The organism is Pseudomonas sp. LPH60, from assembly GCF_030718165.1.
GTDB classification, from domain to species: domain Bacteria; phylum Pseudomonadota; class Gammaproteobacteria; order Pseudomonadales; family Pseudomonadaceae; genus Aquipseudomonas; species Aquipseudomonas danubii.
The window spans coordinates 24,018-42,069 of record NZ_JAVAJH010000010.1 but is presented as its reverse complement, the minus strand read 5'-3'; the positions used below and the strand labels follow the sequence as shown (position 1 = coordinate 42,069).

Here is an 18,052-nt window from a genome sequence, read left to right as displayed (position 1 = left end):
GGTTCGGCCCGGGAAGACTGAACGTCTTTCCACGAACCGGACACCTGCGTTAATACTGACTCCGATTCCCTTCACCACAGGTGCCATTGTGGACATCAAGCAACTCAAGTTTCTGATCGCCCTGGAGCAGACCCGGCACTTCGGCCAGGCTGCCGCGCGCTGCCACATTACCCAGCCGACCCTGTCCATGCGCCTGCGCAACCTGGAGGATGAGCTGGACCTGATCCTGGTGACCCGAGGCCAGCGCTTCGAAGGCTTCACCGAGGCCGGCGAGCGGGTCCTGGCCTGGGCCAAGACCCTGCTGGCGGCCCATGACGGGCTGTTCGCCGAGGCCGCCGCCTGCCGCGGGCAACTGGTGGGTAACCTGCGCCTGGGCCTGGTGCCGCTGAGCGGCTTCAATCCCATCAGCTATGTGCAGAAGCTCTCGGCGAGCTTTCCCGAGCTCAAGTTCAGCCTGTCGTCCGCCAGCTCCGACCGGATCATCGAGGACATCGGCAACAACCAGCTGGACCTGGGGGTCTGCTACCTGGACCACGTCAACCCCAACTACCTGGACTTCTTCGAGATCGGCGAGACCCGGGTCGGCCTGCTCTACGACACCCGGCACTTTCATTTCGAAGGCAGCGAGATGAGTTGGGAGGACGCCGCCGAGCTGCCCCTGGGCATGCTCAGCACCGGCATGCACTATCGCAAGTCCATCGACCTGAGCTTTCGCAGCCGCGGCCTGAACCCGACGCCGATCCTGGAGAGCGATTCCACCTACCAGCTGTTCCAGGCGATCCACGAGGGCTTCTGCTGCTCGATCATGCCCCTGGACAGCGGCCTGGATTCGCCCATCGACAACCTGGCCTTTATCCAGCTGCCGGATGCCAGCGTGCTGGCGCCCCTGGGCCTGGTGATGCGCAAGACCGAACCGCGCTCGGCGATTGCCGAAAAGTGCTTCGCCGAAGCCAGGAAACTCTTTGCCATCAAGGGCGAATGAACGCCCCCGGAGCCAGCGTGCCCCGGAGTGAATCGACTGTATTGAGGTGTCGTCATGGTTTGCCGTATCGAACAATCGGAGCAACAGCCCGAGGCCAATGCACCGGCCCCCGCGCCGCAGCGCGTGACCTATCGCGAATACAGCTCCGAGGGCGGAGTGGCCGAGGCGCCGCTGGCCGCCGAGATTGCTCTGGCCATCACCTACAACGGTCTGAGCCAGGCGGTGATGATGGTGTCTCCCGGCAACCTGGAGGATTTCATTCGCGGCTTCAGCATCACCAACGACATCGTCAGCGACCTCAGCGAAATCTACGACATCCGCCTGAGCCACTTTCCCCAGGCCTGCCAGGCCGATGTGCAGATTTCCAGCCGGGCCTTCTGGGCCCTCAAGGACCATCGCCGGCAAATGGCCGGGACCAGCGGCTGCGGGTTATGCGGCGTGGAAGCCCTGGAACAGGCGCTGCCGCAACTGCAGAGCCTCGAACCTTCGCCGCTGCCCCCCGCCGAGCATCTGCAGGGCCTGCGCGAGCGCATCGAACAGGCCCAGCACATGGCCCGCAGCAGCGGCGCCCTGCACGCGGCGCTGTACTTCGACGAACAGGGCGAGGTGCGCCTGTGCCAGGAAGACATCGGCCGCCACAACGCCCTGGACAAGCTGATCGGCGCCCTGCTGAACGCCGGGATCGATGGCCGCCAGGGCTTCACCGTGGTCACCAGCCGCTGCAGCCTGGAACTGATCCACAAAGCCGTGCGCGCCCGCCTCGGCACCCTGGTCAGCCTGTCGGCGCCCACCGCACTGACCGTGCAATGGGCCAACAAGCACCACCTGAACCTGATCCACGTGCCCCATCGCAACGCCCCGCGGATCTACAGCCCGGTGTAAATGCACAACGCCGGAAGACAGGCATCCGGCGTTGTTCCCCACCTTCCCTCAAACCTCACTCACCGGCATCAGCTCAATGTTCTGCTGCTCAACGTTCTGCAACCCAACGTTCGGCAGCCCAACGTTCGGCAGCCTGCCGGTCGCTCTCACGTCCGTCGATCCAGCGTTCGCCACCGGGGGTGACTTCGCGCTTCCAGAACGGTGCGCGGGTCTTGAGGTAATCCATGATGAAGGCGCAGGCCTCGAAGGCGGCTTGCCGGTGGGCACTGGCCACGCCGACAAAAACGATGGGCTCGCCCACCTGCAACAACCCCACCCGATGCACCAGGCTCACCCGGTTCAGCGGCCAACGCTCCCGGGCCTGTTGCACGATGCCCTGCAGCGAGCGCTCGGTCATGCCCGGGTAGTGTTCCAGGTACAGGCTCTGTACCGCCTCCCCCAGGTTGAGGTCGCGCACATAACCGACAAAGGTCACCACCGCGCCGACACGGCTATCGCCGGCCTGCAGGCCGGCGTTGAGTTGATCAAGGTTGAAGGCCTGGGTCTGCACCTGAATGCTCATGCCTCAGCCCCCGGTCACTTGAGGAAAGAAGGCGATTTCATCGAAGTCCTCGATGACCGCATCGAGCTTGCACAGGTCCTGGTTCAGCGCGCACATCAGGCTGCTTTCCCCCAGCACCGTGGCCCAGGTTTCACCCCGGGCCATCAGCAACTGGCGCACGTCATCGACGGTGTGCAGGTCGGCGTCCAGGGGCAGTTTCTCGCCGCCGCTGCCCAGCTGTTCGCGGTAGCGGGCAAAGTAATTGACCAGAATCATTGCGTTTCTCCAGCGATGAACAGCCCTGATTTGCCGCCCTGCTTCTTCAGCAGTTGCAGGCCCTCGATGACCATGCCCCGGTCCACCGCCTTGCACATGTCGTAGATCGTCAGCGCCGCCACGCTGGCGGCGGTCATGGCTTCCAGTTCGACCCCGGTGGCGCCATTGAGTCGGCAGCAGGTGGTGATCTGCACCCGATCTGGCGGCAGCGCTTGCAGTTCGACGTGGATGCCGCTGAGCAGCAACGGGTGGCACAGGGGGATCAGTTCGTGGGTCTTCTTCGCCGCCATGATCCCGGCGATGCGCGCCACGGCGAACACGTCGCCCTTGGGGTGCCCCTGGTCCTGGATCAGTTGCAGGGTGGCCGGGAGCATGCGCACCCAGGCCTGGGCCTGGGCTTCGCGCTCGGTTACGGCCTTACAGGTGACATCCACCATGCTGGCCCGGCCCTGGGCGTCCAGGTGAGTGAGTTCGTTCATGTGCAACCTCGGATAAAGACAGTGGATCAGCTCAGGACATAGTCCACCGGCACCAGGGCCGGCGGCAGTTCAGTGGCCCCCAGGGCGTCGAGAATCTCGCGTTCGAGGGTGCGCACCAGGGCGTCCATCGGCAGGTCGTTCTCGTCGTGGCCAAAGGGGTCTTCCAGCTCGTCGCCAATGGCGTCCAGGCCAAAGAAGGTGTAACTGACGATGGCGGTGAAGATCGGCGTCAGCCAGCCCAGGGGCTCGGCCATGGCAAAGGGCAAGAGGATGCAGAACATGTAGCTGGTGCGGTGCAGCAGCAAGGTGTAGGGGAACGGCAGCGGCGTGCCCTTGATCCGCTCGCAGGTGGTTTGCGCGGCGGTGATCCCGGACAGCAGATTGGCGATCAGCAGGTAGCGCCACTCGCTGATCACGCCCGAAGTCGCCAGGGCCGAGCACTGGCGCGACACCTGGCGCAGGACGCTGTCCGGCAGGTTCGGCGTCCGGGCCGCCGGCCAATGGCTGAGCCAGGTGCCTGCCGCGCTGAGCTCGTCTTCCTGGCGCAGCCGGGCCTTGAGGGCGTGGGCGAAACCGCACAGGTCCCGCAGGATGCTGCTGCGGGCCTGGGCATCGCCGAGCACCTGGGTTTCGCGGATTAGCGAGCGCACCTCGGTGAGCACCGCGCCCAGGGCCTTGCGCCCTTCGTACCAGCGGTCGTAACAGGCGTTGTTGCGAAAGCTCATGAAGATCGACAGCGACAGCCCGAGCAAGGTGAAAGGCGTGGCATTGACCTTGGAAAAGTAGGCCGGGTGCAGGGTTTCGATCAGCACGATGGCCGAGGCCAGCAGGGTCACCAGCAGGCTGCGCAAAGCAATGCGCTTGGCGATCGACCCCTTGAGGGAGATCAGCACGCTGATCAGGTTGGGTTTGGATCTGACGATCATCGGGGCGAAACCTTTGCACGATAAGAAGGGAGCAATGAGCGGCGGCTCAGCCGCCGGTCATGTTCATGAAACGCACCACCTGGAGCTCATCGTTGAGCTCGAAATGGTGGCGATAGGGCTTGAGCTTCATCGCCTCGACAATGGCCCGCTGCAGGCGCTCGGCGTCACCGGGGTGGGCGCGCAGCACGGCCTTGAGGTCCACCGAGTGTTCGTTGCCCAGGCACAGCAGCAAGCGCCCTTCCACTGTCAGCCGTACGCGGTTGCAGGTGCCGCAGAAGTTGTGGCTGTGGGGCGAGATGAAGCCCAGGCGGATCTGCGGCGCCTCGGCCAGGCGCCAGTAGCGCGACGGCCCCTGGGTCGACTCGGCGGACTCCATCAGGGTGTAGCGCTCGGCGATCCGCTCACGGACCTGGGCGCTGGAAAAGAATGCATCGCGGCGGCTGTGCTCGCTGATGGTGCCCAGGGGCATCTCCTCGATAAACGAGAGGTCCAGGCTGCGGTCGATGGCGAACGCCACCAGTTCGTTGATCTCGCGGTCGTTGCGCCCTTTCATCACCACGCAGTTGAGCTTGGTGCGCTCGAAGCCCGCGGCAATCGCCGCGTCGATGCCGGCGATGACCTGGGACAGGTCACCGGTGCGGGTCAGCTGACGAAACAGCGTCGGGTCCAGGCTGTCGAGGCTGATGTTCAGGCGCTTGACCCCGGCCTCGAACAGCGGCGCTGCCAGCTTGCCCAGTTGCGAGCCATTGGTAGTCATGCACAGCTCCCGCAGCCCCGGCAATTGCCCGATGCGCTCGCACAGTTGCACCACCCCGGGACGGATCAGCGGCTCGCCACCGGTGAGGCGGATCTTGCGCGTACCCAGGGCGACGAAACGCTGCGCCAGCTGGTACAGCTCTTCCAGGGTCAGGATGCGTTGGCGCGGCAGGAACTGCATGTCCTCGGCCATGCAATACACGCAACGAAAATCGCAACGGTCGGTCACCGACATACGTAAATAGTCGACCCGTCGAGCAAAGCCATCCACCAATACTTGATCTGACATCACAGCCTCTGTCGACGCTTGCGACCTATAGGTCTTAGTTGTAATTCGCGGCCACAAACGACCGTTAAGGAGTTGTTGTCGGCAAGACTAAGAGCGATTAAAAGTTGCGTCCAATCGCTATTTACAACTGATTGATCAACGCACTCTATCAACGAAAAAACCGCCCACAATCAGCAACAAGAATTCAACTCAACTCATTGATTATCATGGCTTTTAATTCTTGATAGAGGCTTTCGATCAGCCAGTCATTAATTGCGATTAGACAGCCCATACAAGCGCCGAATAGGCTTTATTCGTGGCCCATGAAACGGGCCCTATAAGTGACTCCGTTGCCCCAAACAGATCCGAACTTAAACGGCGTCACCACAAAACCGCATTTAGCCTGTGCAGTTAAACAATCACTGACATCGATTATTTGTCGGGCGGTTGCCTGCGTGCGCTGTATTGGAGAAATATCATGAGCGAAGTTGATCGATATAAACCCTACAAGGGGGCGGCCGCCGGTTGGGGGGCACTGATCGCGGTGACCAGGAACTGGCTGGGCAGTGAAAACGCCTTCAAGAACATCCGCGCCATGCTCAAGACCAACCAGAACGGCGGCTTCGACTGCCCGGGCTGCGCCTGGGGCGAGTCGCCGGAAAACGGCATGGTCAAGTTCTGCGAGAACGGCGCCAAGGCGGTCAACTGGGAAGCCACCGGGCGCCTGGTGAACCCGGCCTTCTTCAACAAATACACGGTCTCGGCCCTGGCCGCGCAGAGCGACTACTGGCTTGAATACCAGGGCCGCCTGACCCACCCGATGCGCTACGACGCCACCCAGGACCGCTATGTGGAAACCACCTGGGACGAGGCCTTCGAGCTGATCGCCAGCCACCTCAAAGGGCTGGACTCGCCGAACCAGGCGGAGTTCTACACCTCGGGCCGGGCCAGCAACGAGGCGGCGTACCTGTATCAGCTGTTCGTGCGCGCCTATGGCACCAACAACTTTCCCGACTGCTCGAACATGTGCCACGAGGCCAGCGCCGTGGGCATGTTCGAAAGCGTCGGCGTGGGCAAGGGCACGGTGGTGTTCCATGACCTGGAAGAAGCCGACGCGATCTTCGTCATCGGCCAGAACCCCGGCACCAACCACCCACGGATGCTGGAGCCGCTGCGCGAGGCGGTGAAACGCGGTGCCCAGGTGATCTGCTTCAACCCGCTCAAGGAGCGTGGCCTGGAACGCTTCCAGCATCCGCAGCACCCGCTGGAGATGCTCACCAACGGCTCCGAACCCACCTCCTCGGCCTACTTCCGCCCGGCCCTGGGCGGCGACATGGCGGCCTTTCGCGGCATCGCCAAGTTCCTCCTGCGCTGGGAGCGCGAGGCCCTGGCCAACAATGGCGAAGCGGTGTTCGACCGGGCCTTTATCGCCGAGCACACCTCGGGCCTGGACAGCTACCTGGCCGAGGTCGATGCCACGTCCTGGAACCACATCGTCGAGCAGTCCGGGCTGACGCTGGCCGACATCGAGCTGGCGGCGCGCATGTACCGCAAGGCCAAGCGCGCAATCATGTGCTGGGCCATGGGCCTGACCCAGCACACCCATTCGGTGCCGACCATCCAGGAAGTGATCAACGTGCTGTTGCTGCGGGGCAACATCGGCCGCCCCGGCGCCGGCCTGTCGCCGGTGCGCGGCCACAGCAACGTGCAGGGCGACCGCACCATGGGCATCAACGAACTGGCGCCCACCGAGCTGCTGGATGCCCTGGAAACGCGCTTTGGCTTCAAGCCGCCACGGGAGCACGGGCACAACACAGTGATGGCGATCTCGGCCATGGAACAGGGCCGGGCCAAAGTGTTCATCGGCCTGGGGGGCAACTTCGCCCAGGCCACCCCGGACACCCCGCGCACCCACGCCGCCCTGCGCAACTGCGAGCTCACTGTGCACATTGCCACCAAGCTCAACCGCAGCCATCTGGTGACCGGTCGCGAGGCGCTGATCCTGCCGTGCCTGGGCCGCACCGATATCGATATCCAGGCCAATGGCCCCCAAGGCATCACCGTGGAAGACACCTTCAGCATGGTGCACATCTCCCATGGCCAACTGAAACCCAAGTCGCCGCACCTGCGCTCGGAACCGGCAATCATCGCCGGCATCGCCAACGCCACCCTGGGCCAGCACCCCATCGACTGGCTGTGGACCATCGAAGACTACGGACGCATCCGCGACCTGATCGCCGACACCATCCCGGGGTTCGAGGACTTCAATCTCAAGCTGCTGCACCCCGGCGGTTTCCACCTGGGCAACGACGCCACCCAGCGGCGCTGGAACACCGCCACCGGCAAGGCGCGCTTCATTCCCAGCGTGCTGCCGGAGCACCTGGTCAGCGCCGGGGTGCGCAAGCTCAAGGTCAAGCCGGACCTGATCCTGCAGACCATGCGTTCCCACGACCAGTACAACACCACCCTGTATGGCCTGGACGACCGCTATCGCGGGGTCTACGGCATGCGCGAGGTGCTGTTCGCCAACGAGCAGGACATTCGCCAGCTGGGCTTCGAGCCGGGGCAGAAGGTCGACATCGTGTCGCTGTGGGACGACGGCCGGGAGCGTCGGGTCAGCGGTTTCACCCTGATTGCCTATGACATTCCCGCCGGCCAGTCTGCCGCCTACTACCCGGAGACCAACCCCCTGGTGCCCCTGGAAAGCTATGGCGACCGCACCTACACGCCGACCTCCAAGTTCATCGCCATCCGCCTGGAGCCGGCTGCGGCCAGCAACCTGATCCAGTCCGTTGGCGTGTGACCCAGCCTGGGGCGGTGCGATCGCCACCCCAGCCTTTACCTGTGCAGTGCCCCTGCCCCCGCCGCGAGCCCACGGGTTCGCGACGGCCGCGCAGTGCCTGCTCGGGCATCAAGCCATTACGAGGGTATCGTCATGTTTCATCTACAGGCGCTCGACCTTGCACGCATCCAGTTCGCGTTCACGGTCTCGTTCCACATCATCTTTCCCGCCATCACCATCGGCCTGGCCAGTTTCCTGGCGGTGCTCGAAGGGCTGTGGCTCAAGACCCACAACAGCACTTACAAGGACCTGTATCACTTCTGGTCGAAGATCTTTGCCGTCAACTTCGGCATGGGCGTGGTCTCCGGGCTGGTCATGGCTTATGAGTTCGGCACCAACTGGAGCCGCTTTTCGGACTTTGCCGGGAGCATCACCGGGCCGCTGCTGACCTATGAGGTGCTGACCGCGTTCTTCCTTGAAGCGGGCTTTCTCGGGGTCATGCTGTTCGGCTGGAACCGGGTCGGCCGCGGGCTGCACTTCTTCGCCACGGTGATGGTGGCCATCGGCACCCTGATCTCGACCTTCTGGATTCTCGCCTCCAACAGCTGGATGCAGACGCCCCAGGGCTTCTCCATCGTCGATGGGCGGATCATGCCCATGGACTGGCTGGCAATCGTCTTCAACCCGTCGTTCCCCTTCCGCCTGGCGCACATGGCGATTGCCGCGTTCGTCGCCACGGCGTTCTTCGTCGGATCAAGCGCCGCCTGGCACCTGCTGCGGGGCAACAACACGCCGCCAGTGCGCAAGATGTTGTCCATGGCGCTGTGGATGGCGCTGATCGTGGCGCCGATCCAGGCGGTGGTCGGTGACGCCCACGGCCTCAACACCCTGGAACATCAACCGGCAAAAATCGCCGCCATCGAAGGCCACTGGGAAAACCACGGCAGCGAACCCTCGCCCCTGGTGCTGTTCGGCATTCCCAACATGGACGGCGAAAAAACCGACTACGCCGTGGAAGTGCCCTACCTGGGCAGCCTGATCCTGACCCACAGCCTGGACAAGCAGATCCCTGCGCTCAAGAGCTTCCCCAAGGAAGACCGTCCCAACTCGGCCATCGTGTTTTTCAGTTTCCGCATCATGGCCGGGCTGGGCATGTTGATGATCCTCACCGGGGTGCTGGGCCTGCTGTTGCGGCGTAACGGCGCGCTGTACCGCAACCGCCTGTTCCTGCGCCTGGTGCTGTGGATGGGCCCCACCGGCCTGATCGCCATGCTGGCGGGCTGGATCACCACCGAAGTCGGGCGCCAGCCCTGGGTGGTGTACGGCCTGCTGCGCACCAGCGACGCCGCGTCCAACCACAGCGTGACCCAACTGAGCATCTCCCTGGCGCTGTTCGTGGTGATCTACTTCTCGGTGTTCGCGGTGGGCATCGGCTACATGATGAAGCTGGTGCGCAAGGGCCCGCAGCCCCACCACGAGCACCCGCCGACCCACCCTGTCGGCCAGGAGCCAACGCCGCGCCGTCCTCTGTCCGCCATCGCCGAGACCTTTGCGTCCAGCGACCACCACCACTGAAACAAGGGATATCGACATGACGATTCAAGGCATAGACCTGTCGTTGATCTGGGGCGTGATCATTGCCTTCGGGGTGATGATGTACGTGATCATGGACGGCTTCGACCTGGGGCTGGGGATTCTCTTCCCGCTGATCCCCGATGCCCGGGAACGGGACGTGATGATGAACACCGTGGCCCCGGTCTGGGACGGTAACGAGACCTGGCTGATCCTCGGCGGCGCAGCGCTGTACGGGGCCTTTCCCCTGGCCTACTCGGTGATTCTCGAAGCCCTGTACCTGCCGCTGATCTTCATGCTGGCGGGGCTGATCTTCCGCGGCGTGGCCTTCGAGTTCCGCTTCAAGGCCAGCCCGCAGCAGCGCCACATCTGGGACTGGGCCTTTATCGGCGGCTCGCTGCTGGCGACCCTGTGCCAGGGCATCGTGATCGGCACTTACATTTCCGGCATCCCGGTGCTCAACCGGCAGTTCGCCGGCGGTTCCCTGGACTGGCTGGCGCCGTTCCCGCTGTTCTGCGGCCTGGGGCTGATCGTGGCCTACGCGCTGCTGGGCAGCACCTGGCTGCTGGTCAAGACCGAGGGCATGCTCGAAGCGCGCATGCGCCACTACACCCGGCCCCTGGCGTTCGCGCTGATGGCGGTGGTGGCGGTGTTGTGCATCTGGACCCCGCTGCTGCACCCGGAGATTGCCACCCGCTGGTTCAGCCATGCCCATATCGTGATCTTCGGTGTGCTGCTGGTGCTGGGTCTGCTGGCGTTATGCGGGCTGCTGGGCACTTTGCGCCAGCATCATTCCCACTGGCCGTTCGTGTTCACCCTGGTGCTGGTGTTCCTCGGCTACATCGGCCTGGCATTCAGTATCTGGCCAAACATCGTGCCGCCGTCCATCAGCCTGTGGGACGCGGCATCGCCTCTGACCAGCCAGCTGTTCATCCTGATCGGCACCCTGTTCATCCTGCCGATCATCCTGATGTACACCTGCTGGAGCTACTACGTGTTCCGCGGCAAAGTGAGGATTGGCGATGGCTACCATTGATCGAGCGCAGACCCTGGCCCCCCAGCCCTGGCACCGGCAAGTGGCGCACCTGAGCCTGCTGTTCATCGGCGCGCTGCTGATGCTCGCCTGCAGCGGCGCACTGATGCTGGAGCTGGCTCATGGATAAGGTCACGACTCAAGCAGCACCCGGCTGGCAGCGCCTGCTGTGGATGCTCGGCATCTGGCTGGCCAGTGTGATCGGTCTGGGACTGGTGGCCGGCCTGTTGCGGTTGCTGATGCAGGCCGCCGGAATGCACAGCCACTGAGGATGGGTATAACGCCTGGAACCCCGGCCCGCAGCAGCGGGCCGGGGTTTTGCCGTTTACGGGCCGGCGGCAGCGCGCTCGGCCAGGTCTTCCAGCAGATCGGCAGATGGCACGAAGAACAGCCCGCCGGTGACCGCCGTACTGAAATCCAGCAGGCGATCGTAGTTGCCCGCCGGGCGACCGACGAACATGTTCTCCAGCATCTGCTCCACCGGCCGTGGCGAACGGGCGTAGCCGATGAAGTAGGTGCCGAACTCCCCGGCGCCCGGACGACCAAAGGGCATGTTGTCGCGCAGGATCTTCACCTCCTCGCCGTTCTCTTCCAGGGTGGTCAGGGAGCTGTGGGAACAGCTGGGTTTGACTGAATCATCCAGCTCGATATCCGACAGCTTGGTGCGGCCGATGATGCGTTCCTGAGCCTCCACCGTCAGCTCGTTCCAGGCCGCCATGTTGTGCAGGTACTTCTGCACCAGCACGTAGCTGCCGTTGCAGAACGACGGGTCTTCGTCGCCGATCAGGGTGAAATCCACCGCCTCGCGACCTTCCGGGTTCTCGGTGCCGTCGACGAAGCCGACCATGCTGCGCATGTCGAAATAACGAAAGCCCTGGACCTCGTCCACCACCTTGACCGCATCCCCCAGGGGCTTGAGCAGTTGCGTGGCCAGTTCGAAGCACAGGTCCATCTGCTCGGCACGGATGTGCAGCAGCAGGTCGCCCGGGGTGGATGGCGCGCGGCGCCCTTCCACGCCCACTTCACGAAAGTCGTGCAACGCAGCCGGACGCGGGCCGCCGAACAGCCGGTCCCAGGCACTGGAGCCAAAACCGCAGACACAGGACAGATTGCCCCCCGGCACGCGCTTGCCCACCGAGCGAGTCAGCGCGGCGACGTCGGCGCACCACTCGCGCAGGGTGTGCGCGGCAGCGGCGCCGGGGGCCAGGGTGGCGACGATGAAAATTGCACTGCGGGTGATGGGGTTGCAGATGGCTTGTGGCTCGGGCTTGCGCTCGGCCAGGGAGTAAGGCTGGGTCATTATGGTTTCCACAGGCTGCGGTCGGAAAAATCACCGACAGGAAAATAGCAGATTGTGGCCGTGGCGAGGGCGCTTGCTGCCGCTGGAAGGCTGGCGTGAAACCCTTTGCAGGTCCCCGCCCAGCGCCCCCCCCCCCGCGCTCATTGCAAAACGCTGCGCCGACGCTTCAGGGTCCAGCCCTGCTGCATGCCGGCGGCGGCCAGCAGAATCGCGCCGACGCCCACCCATTGCAGCAGTCCCAGGCGATGCCCGAAGGCCAGCCAGTCGACGAAGATCGCCGCGATCGGATAGATGAAGGACAAGGCGCCGGTCAGCGCAGTCGGCAGCTTCTGGATCGCCCCGTACAACAGCACATACATCACCCCGGTATGCACGATGCCCAGGGTCAGCAGGCTGGCCCAGGCCGTGGCCTGCTGGGGTGGCTCGGCGAGGTTGGCCCAGGGCGCCAGCAGCAGGACCCCGGTGCAGACCTGGATCAGCGCGATCAGGTGCGGCGGCGTACCGCTCAGGCGCTTGATCAGCAACGCGGCGAAGGCATAGAGCAATGCCGCGCCCAGGGCCAGGGCGATGCCCAGCAGGTAGTCGTTGCCGGTTTCGCCCTGGGTGCCGTGGGCGCTGACGATGGCCAGCATCCCGGCAAAGGACAGGCACAGCCAGAACAGCTTCTGCGGGGTGATCTTCTCCCCCAGGAACAGCGCCCCCAGGGCCACCAGGATAAAAGGCTGGACGTTGTACACCGCGGTGCCGATGGCGATCGAGGCTCGGGAATAGGAGCCGAACAACAGCACCCAGTTACCGACAATGGCCACGCCGCTGAGCACCGCCAGGATCAGCGCGCGCTTGGTCAGAATGTTCTTACGAAGAAAACCGAAAGAGCCACAAATAAGTAGCAAAGTCCCGGCGCCGAACAGGCAACGCCAGAACACCACGTCCAGCACCGGCTGCCCGGACACCAGGACGAACCAGCCGATGGTTCCGGAAATCAGCATGGCGGCGGTCATTTCCAGCGATCCGCGGCGTGTCAGTGCATCCATCATCAATCTCCTCTAACAGTGGCCAAATTATGCCCAGCGCAACCTGCCCATCGCCAGTTCAAAACCTAGGCTAGACTCAATCAAGACCTTTTTTATCAAGGCAAAACAGCCATCCTACCTAACGAGATCACCATGCTTGATGCCATCGACCAGGCACTGATCAGTGCCCTGATGCAGGACTCCCGCCGCTCCCTCAAGGCCCTGGCGCAGATCAGTGGGCTGTCCGCCCCCAGCGTTGCCGAACGCTTGAAAAGATTGGAAGAACGCGGCGTGATCAGCGCTTATACCCTGGAGATCGATGCAAAACTTCTGGGCTACCAGTTGCAGGCCATCGTCCGCATTCGCCCCTTGCCGGGCAAACTGCAGGAAGTGGAACGGCAGATCCTGGCGATTGCCGAGTTCACCGAATGCGACAAGGTCACCGGTGACGACTGCTTTATCGCCCGCCTTCAAGTGCGCTCCATGGAACAGCTGGACAGCCTGCTGGACCGCCTCAACCATTTCGCCGAAACCAACACCGCGATCATCAAGAAATCGCCGATCAAGCGGCGGTTGCCGCCCATGAACTGACCCCGTGAAATGGGCTTTTTCACCGTCGAAAAAGCCCCTGAAAACGGCCTGCAACTGTGGGGTGAAAAGGCCGTTCCAGAGGCGTTTCTTACAAAAAACCAGCTGACTTCTCGAGCTCTTTTCAGAAAGTTTCCCCTTAGGCATAAGACGATTCTTAAAATCCCCCAGACGTCTTTTTGGCGTCAATTTCAGTGATACCCTGCGAATCCTCTGACGACCCCACTAGCAAAATGCCTGCTCCTTTGCGGAAGCTGCGCATTGTTGTGGGCTCATGCCTGTCGAAAAGCCGAGTACAAGAACCCATGCCGATCCGCGTGCAGATAGCCGATGACCATCCCTTGACCCTGATTGGGATTCATACCCTGCTGGAAAACCGCGCCGAACTGGAAATCGTTGCCCAGGCCCACAGCGTGGAAGCCTTGTTGGAAAACCTGCAGCGCCAGCCCTGCGACCTGCTGCTGACCGACCTGATGATGCCCGGTGGCGATCAGGTGGATGGGATTCGTCTGATCAGACGCCTGCGCTCACGCTACCCGGAGCTGGCCATCGTGGTGATCACCATGCTCGACAACCCGGCGCTGATCAGCAGCCTGCTCAAACTCGGAATCCAGGGCCTGGTGAGCAAGCGCGGCTTGCTCAACGACCTGCCCAAGGCGATTGCCGCCCACTCGCGGGCACCTTTCGTGTCGCCGTCGATCCAGCATCTGCTGGACACCAGCACCGCCTTGCATGGCAAGCCGCTGCTGCAGCCCGAGCAGTTGTCGGCCAGAGAGATCGAGGTGCTGCGTCTGTACGGCACCGGCATGAGCATCGGCGCCATCGCCCAGCACCTGTGCCGCAGCAAACAGACCATCAGCACGCAAAAGAGCAGCGCCATGCGCAAGCTTGGCCTGGACACCTCGGCCAGCCTGTTCCTGTACATCCAGGAACACGGCCTGAGCTGAGCGGTCCTCAAAACTCCGGAGCTTCCCCCCTATGCCCCTGATTTCCCGCCCCCCCCAGTTCTGGAGGCTGATCCGTGTCTGCCTGCTGTTCAGCTTCATGGTCCTGGTCAGCCTGTTTTTCAGCCTGCCCGCCCACTGCGCCGAGTCGCAAGAGCCGGGTAATCCGTCATTGGCCCGGCTGCTGGACATGCGCAGCACCCTGCCCCACAAGGTGCTGCGGGTAGCGACCATCGTGCCCCCCGAGCGGCCCCTGGAAAGCGCCGGCAACCAGGTGCTCAAGGTGATCTCCGACGAATACCTCAAGCTCATCGGCAAGCAGCTGGGCCTGCGCTTCGAGTTCGTCGAGCTGGCCTCGCCCCAGGACGCGATCCGCGCCCTGCTCGAACACCGTATCGACCTGCTGCCCCGGGCCACCGCGCTTGAAGCACAGACCCCCGGCCTGTCCCTCAGCCGTCCGTACCTGAACAACCAGCCGATCATCGTCGGGCGCATCAACGACCAGAGCCTGCCACCGGACCTGGAAGACAAGCGGGTGCTGGTGCTGGACAACTACTTGGACCTCAAGATCGTCCGCAAGACCTATCCACGTGCCGACGTCAGCGGCGTGCACACCACCGCCCTGGCCCTTGAGCAACTGGCCGGCAAACAGGCCGACGCCTTTATCAGCGACCGTTTCCGCACCACCCTGTACATGCAGGCCCGCCCCGACCTGCGGTTGCACAGCAAGTTCTATCCACAGTTGCCCGACGCCGGCTTCGCCTTTGCCGTGCGGCGCGAGGATGCCACCCTGCGAGCGCTGATCGACTACGTGCTCAACGCCATTCCCGAGGAGCACAAGCGGCGGATCCAGAACCAGTCGAGCCAGGAGCCCTTTCCCTTCGCGCCGACCGAGTCGTTTTCCCTGACCCCCAGCGAACTGAACTGGCTCACCGCGCACCGGCAGATCAATCTGCTGGCGGAGGAAGCGCCGCCCTACATCTACCGCAATGCCGAGGGCCAGTGGGCCGGACTGAGCATCGATATCCTGCGCACCCTGGCCGACTCGTTCCGCCTGCAGCTCAACATTCAGCCCAGTCGCTCCAGGACCGATGACCTGGAACAACTGGCCGCCGGCAACGCCGACCTGACCACCCGCGACCTGGGTCTGCCCGGCAATGCCAGGGGCATCGGCCTGAGCCAGAGCTACGGCACTCGCAACTGGGCCTTTGTGGTGCGCCATGGCGACAGTTCTCCCAGTTCCCTGGACGCCATGCTCGGGCGACACCTGGCGCTACCGCGCAACCACCCGCTGCTCGAACACCTGAAACAGCGCTACCCGGACATCCATCTGGTGCTCACCGAGGATCATCGCCAGGCCCTGAACCTGGTGCTGCAACGTCAGGTCGACGCCACCCTGGACACCCCGGTGGGCACCGAGGCGCTGTCCGGTTCAGGACTGCAGTTCGGCCTGGCCTTCGACGCCCTGCCCACGCCCCACCGCTTTGCCGCGGCCCCAGGTGCCAGGGAGTTGCTGAGCGTGCTCGACAAGCTGCTGGACTCCATGGCCAGGAACCCGCAAAGCGACATCCAGCTGATCGCCGAACAACATTCCAGCGCCGCGCTCTGGAGCTGGGTCGCCGAGCAGGCCTGGCATGTGGGCGTGGTGATCCTGATCATCTTCGTACTGTCGCTGATCTGGAACTGGCGCCTGAAGATCCAGGTGCGGGAAACCATCTGCGTGCAGACCCGACTGCAGGACAAGCTGGCCTTCCAGTTCTCCCTGCTCAACGGCCTGCCGACGCCGCTGTATGTCTGCGACCTGAATGGCCGGTTGAGCACCTGCAACCGCGCCTATGAGGAGTTCTTCGCCACCTCCCAGGAGCAGGTCGAGGGCTGCCTGCCTACCGAGCAGCCGAACATGCCGCGCGACTTCGCCGAGGTGCTGCAAGAGGAGCATCAACTGCTGCTGGCCAATCACCGGCCACGCTTTCTCGACACCAGCCTGTGGATCAAGGAGCAGCAGTATTGCCTCTATCAGTGGCTGGTGCCGTTCTACAACGCCCGCGGGGTCCTGCAGGGGCTGCTGGGGGGCTGGCTGGACATCTCCGAGCGCAAGAACCTGGAACTCAAATTGCGCGAAGCCAAGCAGGTTGCGCAAAAAGCCAGTGCCGCCAAAAGCGAGTTCCTCGCCTCCATGAGCCACGAACTGCGCACCCCGCTCAATGCCCTGGTCGGTCTGCTGGAACTGGAGACCAGCGCCAGCCAGGCGCCGTCGCACAACCTGCGGGTGGCCCAGCAATCGGCGACCTCGATGATCGACCTGATCGGCAACATTCTGGATCTGGACAAAATAGAGAGTGGCCTGATGCAACTGGCACCCCACCCCACCGCCCTGGAACCCCTGCTCGCCAACGGCCTGGGACTGTTTGCCGTGCAAGCCCGGGAGAAACGCCTGCAACTGAACTTCGACTATCAGGCCAGCCCCAACCGGCTGTACTGGGTCGACTCGCTACGCCTGCAGCAGATCCTGCACAACCTCTTGAGCAATGCCTTGAAGTTCACCGACCGCGGCCACATCCAGGTCACCCTGCGCGAAACCCATGTGCAGGACAGCAACAGCCTGCTGACCCTGAGCGTGCGCGATACCGGCATCGGCATTCCCCTGGCCAACCAGGCGGGGATTTTCGAGCCCTATCGCCAGGCCACCGCGCGCACCGCCCACCTGTACGGCGGATCGGGCCTGGGCCTGAGCATCTGCCACCAGCTGGTGCAACTGATGGGCGGCCGCATCTGGCTGGAAAGCGAACCCGGACAAGGCTGCTGCATCCACGTCGAACTGCCGGTGAGCTGGCAGACAGCAAACGCGGAAGTGGCGGAAAAGCCGGAAGTGCCACCGATCACCGGCAAAGCCTTGCGGGTGCTGGTGGTGGACGACGTCTCCACCAACGGCCTGGTACTGACCCTGCAACTGGAGCGCATCGGTCACGTGGCCGAACACGTCAGCAGTGGCGAAGAAGCCCTGCAGCTGCTGCGCCACCGCCACTACGACGTGTTGATCAGCGACTGCAACATGCCGGGCATGGACGGCTACAGCCTGGCCCGTGCGGTGCGTGAAGCCGAACAACAGAGCGGTGCCAAGCCGCGGCTGATCGTCGGCTATACCGCCAGCGCCCTGAGCAACGAAGCGACCCAATGCTCCAACGCCGGGATGAACGATCTGATGATCAAGCCGGTGACCCTGGCACGGCTGCAGGAAGTCCTGGGCAGTCACAGCGGTGCCGGCGAAGAGCGGGTGCGCGCCTTCGACATCGACCACCTCAGGGACCTGGGGGAAAACAGTCCGACCCTGCATCGGCGCATCCTCAACGAACTGACCAAGAACCTGCAGCAGGAAATCGCCGAACTGCGCACCTGCGTCCTGGCCAATACCCCGCATCTGATCAACGACCTGACCCATCGCCTGAGCGGCGTGGCCTGCCTGATCAACGCCCAGGAAATGGCCAGAACCTGCGAGGCCCTGAGAAAGGTCGACGTGACCCATCTGCCGTCCGTGCGCAACTGCCAGCAAGCGCTGCTCAGCGCCATGGAGCAGGTTTACCAACAAGCCAGGCAGCAGCTCGCCAGCCTGCGCGAGCCGCCGCCACAGCCCACCGATACACCGCCCGAGGCGCTCCAAACGCAATCTAGTACCCGTCCCATATAGCCCTGACACAGCGCACCCTATCCTG

The 18,052-nt window shown here is 63.6% G+C and carries 17 protein-coding genes; 10 read left to right on the top strand and 7 right to left on the bottom strand.

The window, feature by feature from the left end; all coding sequences use genetic code 11:
• Positions 1 to 88 precede the first annotated feature (88 nt).
• On the top strand, positions 89 to 982 hold the full coding sequence (locus tag Q8O96_RS28315; protein WP_102864827.1) for a LysR family transcriptional regulator: 894 nt from the start codon (positions 89 to 91) through the stop codon (positions 980 to 982).
• Between the two features lie 54 nt (positions 983 to 1,036).
• Entirely contained in the window at positions 1,037 to 1,864 is an 828-nt protein-coding gene (gene fdhD, locus Q8O96_RS28310; RefSeq protein WP_305949855.1) for a formate dehydrogenase accessory sulfurtransferase FdhD, read from the top strand.
• 88 nt (positions 1,865 to 1,952) lie between these two features.
• Here the strand turns inward: fdhD and moaE are convergent, their stop codons facing one another.
• Genes moaE through moaA form a run of 5 tightly spaced genes read right to left on the bottom strand, consistent with a single transcriptional unit; the run spans position 1,953 to position 5,131 of the window.
• A complete protein-coding gene (moaE, locus tag Q8O96_RS28305) occupies positions 1,953 to 2,426 on the bottom strand; it encodes a molybdopterin synthase catalytic subunit MoaE (RefSeq protein WP_305949854.1) in 474 nt (157 codons plus the stop codon).
• A 3-nt stretch (positions 2,427 to 2,429) separates the two neighbouring features.
• Positions 2,430 to 2,681 carry a MoaD/ThiS family protein gene (locus tag Q8O96_RS28300; RefSeq protein WP_102864824.1) on the bottom strand — a complete coding sequence of 84 codons (252 nt, stop codon included), beginning with the start codon at positions 2,679 to 2,681 and terminating at the stop codon, positions 2,430 to 2,432.
• Positions 2,678 to 3,160 (bottom strand): cyclic pyranopterin monophosphate synthase MoaC, encoded by a 483-nt coding sequence (moaC, locus tag Q8O96_RS28295; protein WP_115580425.1) that lies wholly within the window; start codon positions 3,158 to 3,160, stop codon positions 2,678 to 2,680. Before moaC ends, Q8O96_RS28300 begins: the two co-directional genes overlap by 4 nt.
• 26 nt (positions 3,161 to 3,186) lie before the next feature.
• Positions 3,187 to 4,086 carry a bestrophin family protein gene (locus tag Q8O96_RS28290; RefSeq protein ID WP_115580426.1) on the bottom strand — a complete coding sequence of 300 codons (900 nt, stop codon included), beginning with the start codon at positions 4,084 to 4,086 and terminating at the stop codon, positions 3,187 to 3,189.
• A gap of 46 nt (positions 4,087 to 4,132) precedes the next feature.
• Positions 4,133 to 5,131 carry a GTP 3',8-cyclase MoaA gene (gene moaA, locus Q8O96_RS28285; protein WP_102864821.1) on the bottom strand — a complete coding sequence of 333 codons (999 nt, stop codon included), beginning with the start codon at positions 5,129 to 5,131 and terminating at the stop codon, positions 4,133 to 4,135.
• A 457-nt stretch (positions 5,132 to 5,588) separates the two neighbouring features.
• Between moaA and Q8O96_RS28280 the strand changes: the two genes are divergently transcribed.
• The 5 genes from Q8O96_RS28280 (at position 5,589) to Q8O96_RS28260 (ending at position 10,766) form a co-directional block, all read left to right on the top strand.
• The gene (locus Q8O96_RS28280; protein WP_305949853.1) at positions 5,589 to 7,913 is read left to right on the top strand and encodes an FdhF/YdeP family oxidoreductase; all 2,325 of its coding nucleotides are present in this window, start codon (positions 5,589 to 5,591) and stop codon (positions 7,911 to 7,913) included.
• Positions 7,914 to 8,045: 132 nt separating this feature from the next.
• On the top strand, positions 8,046 to 9,467 hold the full coding sequence (locus tag Q8O96_RS28275) for a cytochrome ubiquinol oxidase subunit I (RefSeq protein ID WP_170003139.1): 1,422 nt from the start codon (positions 8,046 to 8,048) through the stop codon (positions 9,465 to 9,467).
• A 16-nt stretch (positions 9,468 to 9,483) separates the two neighbouring features.
• The gene (gene cydB / locus Q8O96_RS28270) at positions 9,484 to 10,500 is read left to right on the top strand and encodes a cytochrome d ubiquinol oxidase subunit II (RefSeq protein ID WP_305949852.1); all 1,017 of its coding nucleotides are present in this window, start codon (positions 9,484 to 9,486) and stop codon (positions 10,498 to 10,500) included.
• Positions 10,487 to 10,627, top strand: coding sequence for a hypothetical protein (locus Q8O96_RS28265; protein WP_180988618.1), 141 nt, complete (start codon positions 10,487 to 10,489; stop codon positions 10,625 to 10,627). The genes cydB and Q8O96_RS28265 overlap by 14 nt, the downstream gene beginning before the upstream one ends.
• On the top strand, positions 10,620 to 10,766 hold the full coding sequence (locus Q8O96_RS28260; protein ID WP_102864817.1) for a DUF2474 domain-containing protein: 147 nt from the start codon (positions 10,620 to 10,622) through the stop codon (positions 10,764 to 10,766). The genes Q8O96_RS28265 and Q8O96_RS28260 overlap by 8 nt, the downstream gene beginning before the upstream one ends.
• Positions 10,767 to 10,822: 56 nt before the next feature.
• Here the strand turns inward: Q8O96_RS28260 and Q8O96_RS28255 are convergent, their stop codons facing one another.
• Positions 10,823 to 11,797 (bottom strand): Dyp-type peroxidase, encoded by a 975-nt coding sequence (locus Q8O96_RS28255; protein ID WP_305949851.1) that lies wholly within the window; start codon positions 11,795 to 11,797, stop codon positions 10,823 to 10,825.
• 140 nt (positions 11,798 to 11,937) lie between these two features.
• A complete protein-coding gene (locus tag Q8O96_RS28250) occupies positions 11,938 to 12,831 on the bottom strand; it encodes a DMT family transporter (RefSeq protein ID WP_305949850.1) in 894 nt (297 codons plus the stop codon).
• Positions 12,832 to 12,963: 132 nt separating this feature from the next.
• On the opposite strand from Q8O96_RS28250, the gene Q8O96_RS28245 reads away from it, so the two are divergent.
• The 3 genes from Q8O96_RS28245 to Q8O96_RS28235 all read left to right on the top strand — a co-directional run bounded on the left by Q8O96_RS28245 (position 12,964) and on the right by Q8O96_RS28235 (position 18,027).
• A complete protein-coding gene (locus Q8O96_RS28245) occupies positions 12,964 to 13,401 on the top strand; it encodes an Lrp/AsnC family transcriptional regulator (protein WP_102864814.1) in 438 nt (145 codons plus the stop codon).
• Positions 13,402 to 13,703: 302 nt separating this feature from the next.
• Positions 13,704 to 14,345, top strand: coding sequence for a response regulator transcription factor (locus Q8O96_RS28240; protein WP_102864813.1), 642 nt, complete (start codon positions 13,704 to 13,706; stop codon positions 14,343 to 14,345).
• A gap of 31 nt (positions 14,346 to 14,376) precedes the next feature.
• Positions 14,377 to 18,027 (top strand): ATP-binding protein, encoded by a 3,651-nt coding sequence (locus Q8O96_RS28235; RefSeq protein ID WP_207166171.1) that lies wholly within the window; start codon positions 14,377 to 14,379, stop codon positions 18,025 to 18,027.
• The last annotated feature ends 25 nt before the right edge of the window (positions 18,028 to 18,052 follow it).

Bases quoted from the DNA above. Each gene is read 5' to 3' on its own strand.
- fdhD (WP_305949855.1), top strand. From the start codon at position 1,037: ATGGTTTGCCGTATCGAACAATCGGAGCAACAGCCCGAGGCCAATGCA.
- moaE (WP_305949854.1), bottom strand. From the start codon at position 2,426: ATGAGCATTCAGGTGCAGACCCAGGCCTTCAACCTTGATCAACTCAAC.
- Q8O96_RS28300 (WP_102864824.1), bottom strand. From the start codon at position 2,681: ATGATTCTGGTCAATTACTTTGCCCGCTACCGCGAACAGCTGGGCAGC.
- moaC (WP_115580425.1), bottom strand. From the start codon at position 3,160: ATGAACGAACTCACTCACCTGGACGCCCAGGGCCGGGCCAGCATGGTG.
- Q8O96_RS28290 (WP_115580426.1), bottom strand. From the start codon at position 4,086: ATGATCGTCAGATCCAAACCCAACCTGATCAGCGTGCTGATCTCCCTC.
- moaA (WP_102864821.1), bottom strand. From the start codon at position 5,131: ATGTCAGATCAAGTATTGGTGGATGGCTTTGCTCGACGGGTCGACTAT.
- Q8O96_RS28280 (WP_305949853.1), top strand. From the start codon at position 5,589: ATGAGCGAAGTTGATCGATATAAACCCTACAAGGGGGCGGCCGCCGGT.
- Q8O96_RS28275 (WP_170003139.1), top strand. From the start codon at position 8,046: ATGTTTCATCTACAGGCGCTCGACCTTGCACGCATCCAGTTCGCGTTC.
- cydB (WP_305949852.1), top strand. From the start codon at position 9,484: ATGACGATTCAAGGCATAGACCTGTCGTTGATCTGGGGCGTGATCATT.
- Q8O96_RS28265 (WP_180988618.1), top strand. From the start codon at position 10,487: ATGGCTACCATTGATCGAGCGCAGACCCTGGCCCCCCAGCCCTGGCAC.
- Q8O96_RS28260 (WP_102864817.1), top strand. From the start codon at position 10,620: ATGGATAAGGTCACGACTCAAGCAGCACCCGGCTGGCAGCGCCTGCTG.
- Q8O96_RS28255 (WP_305949851.1), bottom strand. From the start codon at position 11,797: ATGACCCAGCCTTACTCCCTGGCCGAGCGCAAGCCCGAGCCACAAGCC.
- Q8O96_RS28250 (WP_305949850.1), bottom strand. From the start codon at position 12,831: ATGGATGCACTGACACGCCGCGGATCGCTGGAAATGACCGCCGCCATG.
- Q8O96_RS28245 (WP_102864814.1), top strand. From the start codon at position 12,964: ATGCTTGATGCCATCGACCAGGCACTGATCAGTGCCCTGATGCAGGAC.
- Q8O96_RS28240 (WP_102864813.1), top strand. From the start codon at position 13,704: ATGCCGATCCGCGTGCAGATAGCCGATGACCATCCCTTGACCCTGATT.
- Q8O96_RS28235 (WP_207166171.1), top strand. From the start codon at position 14,377: ATGCCCCTGATTTCCCGCCCCCCCCAGTTCTGGAGGCTGATCCGTGTC.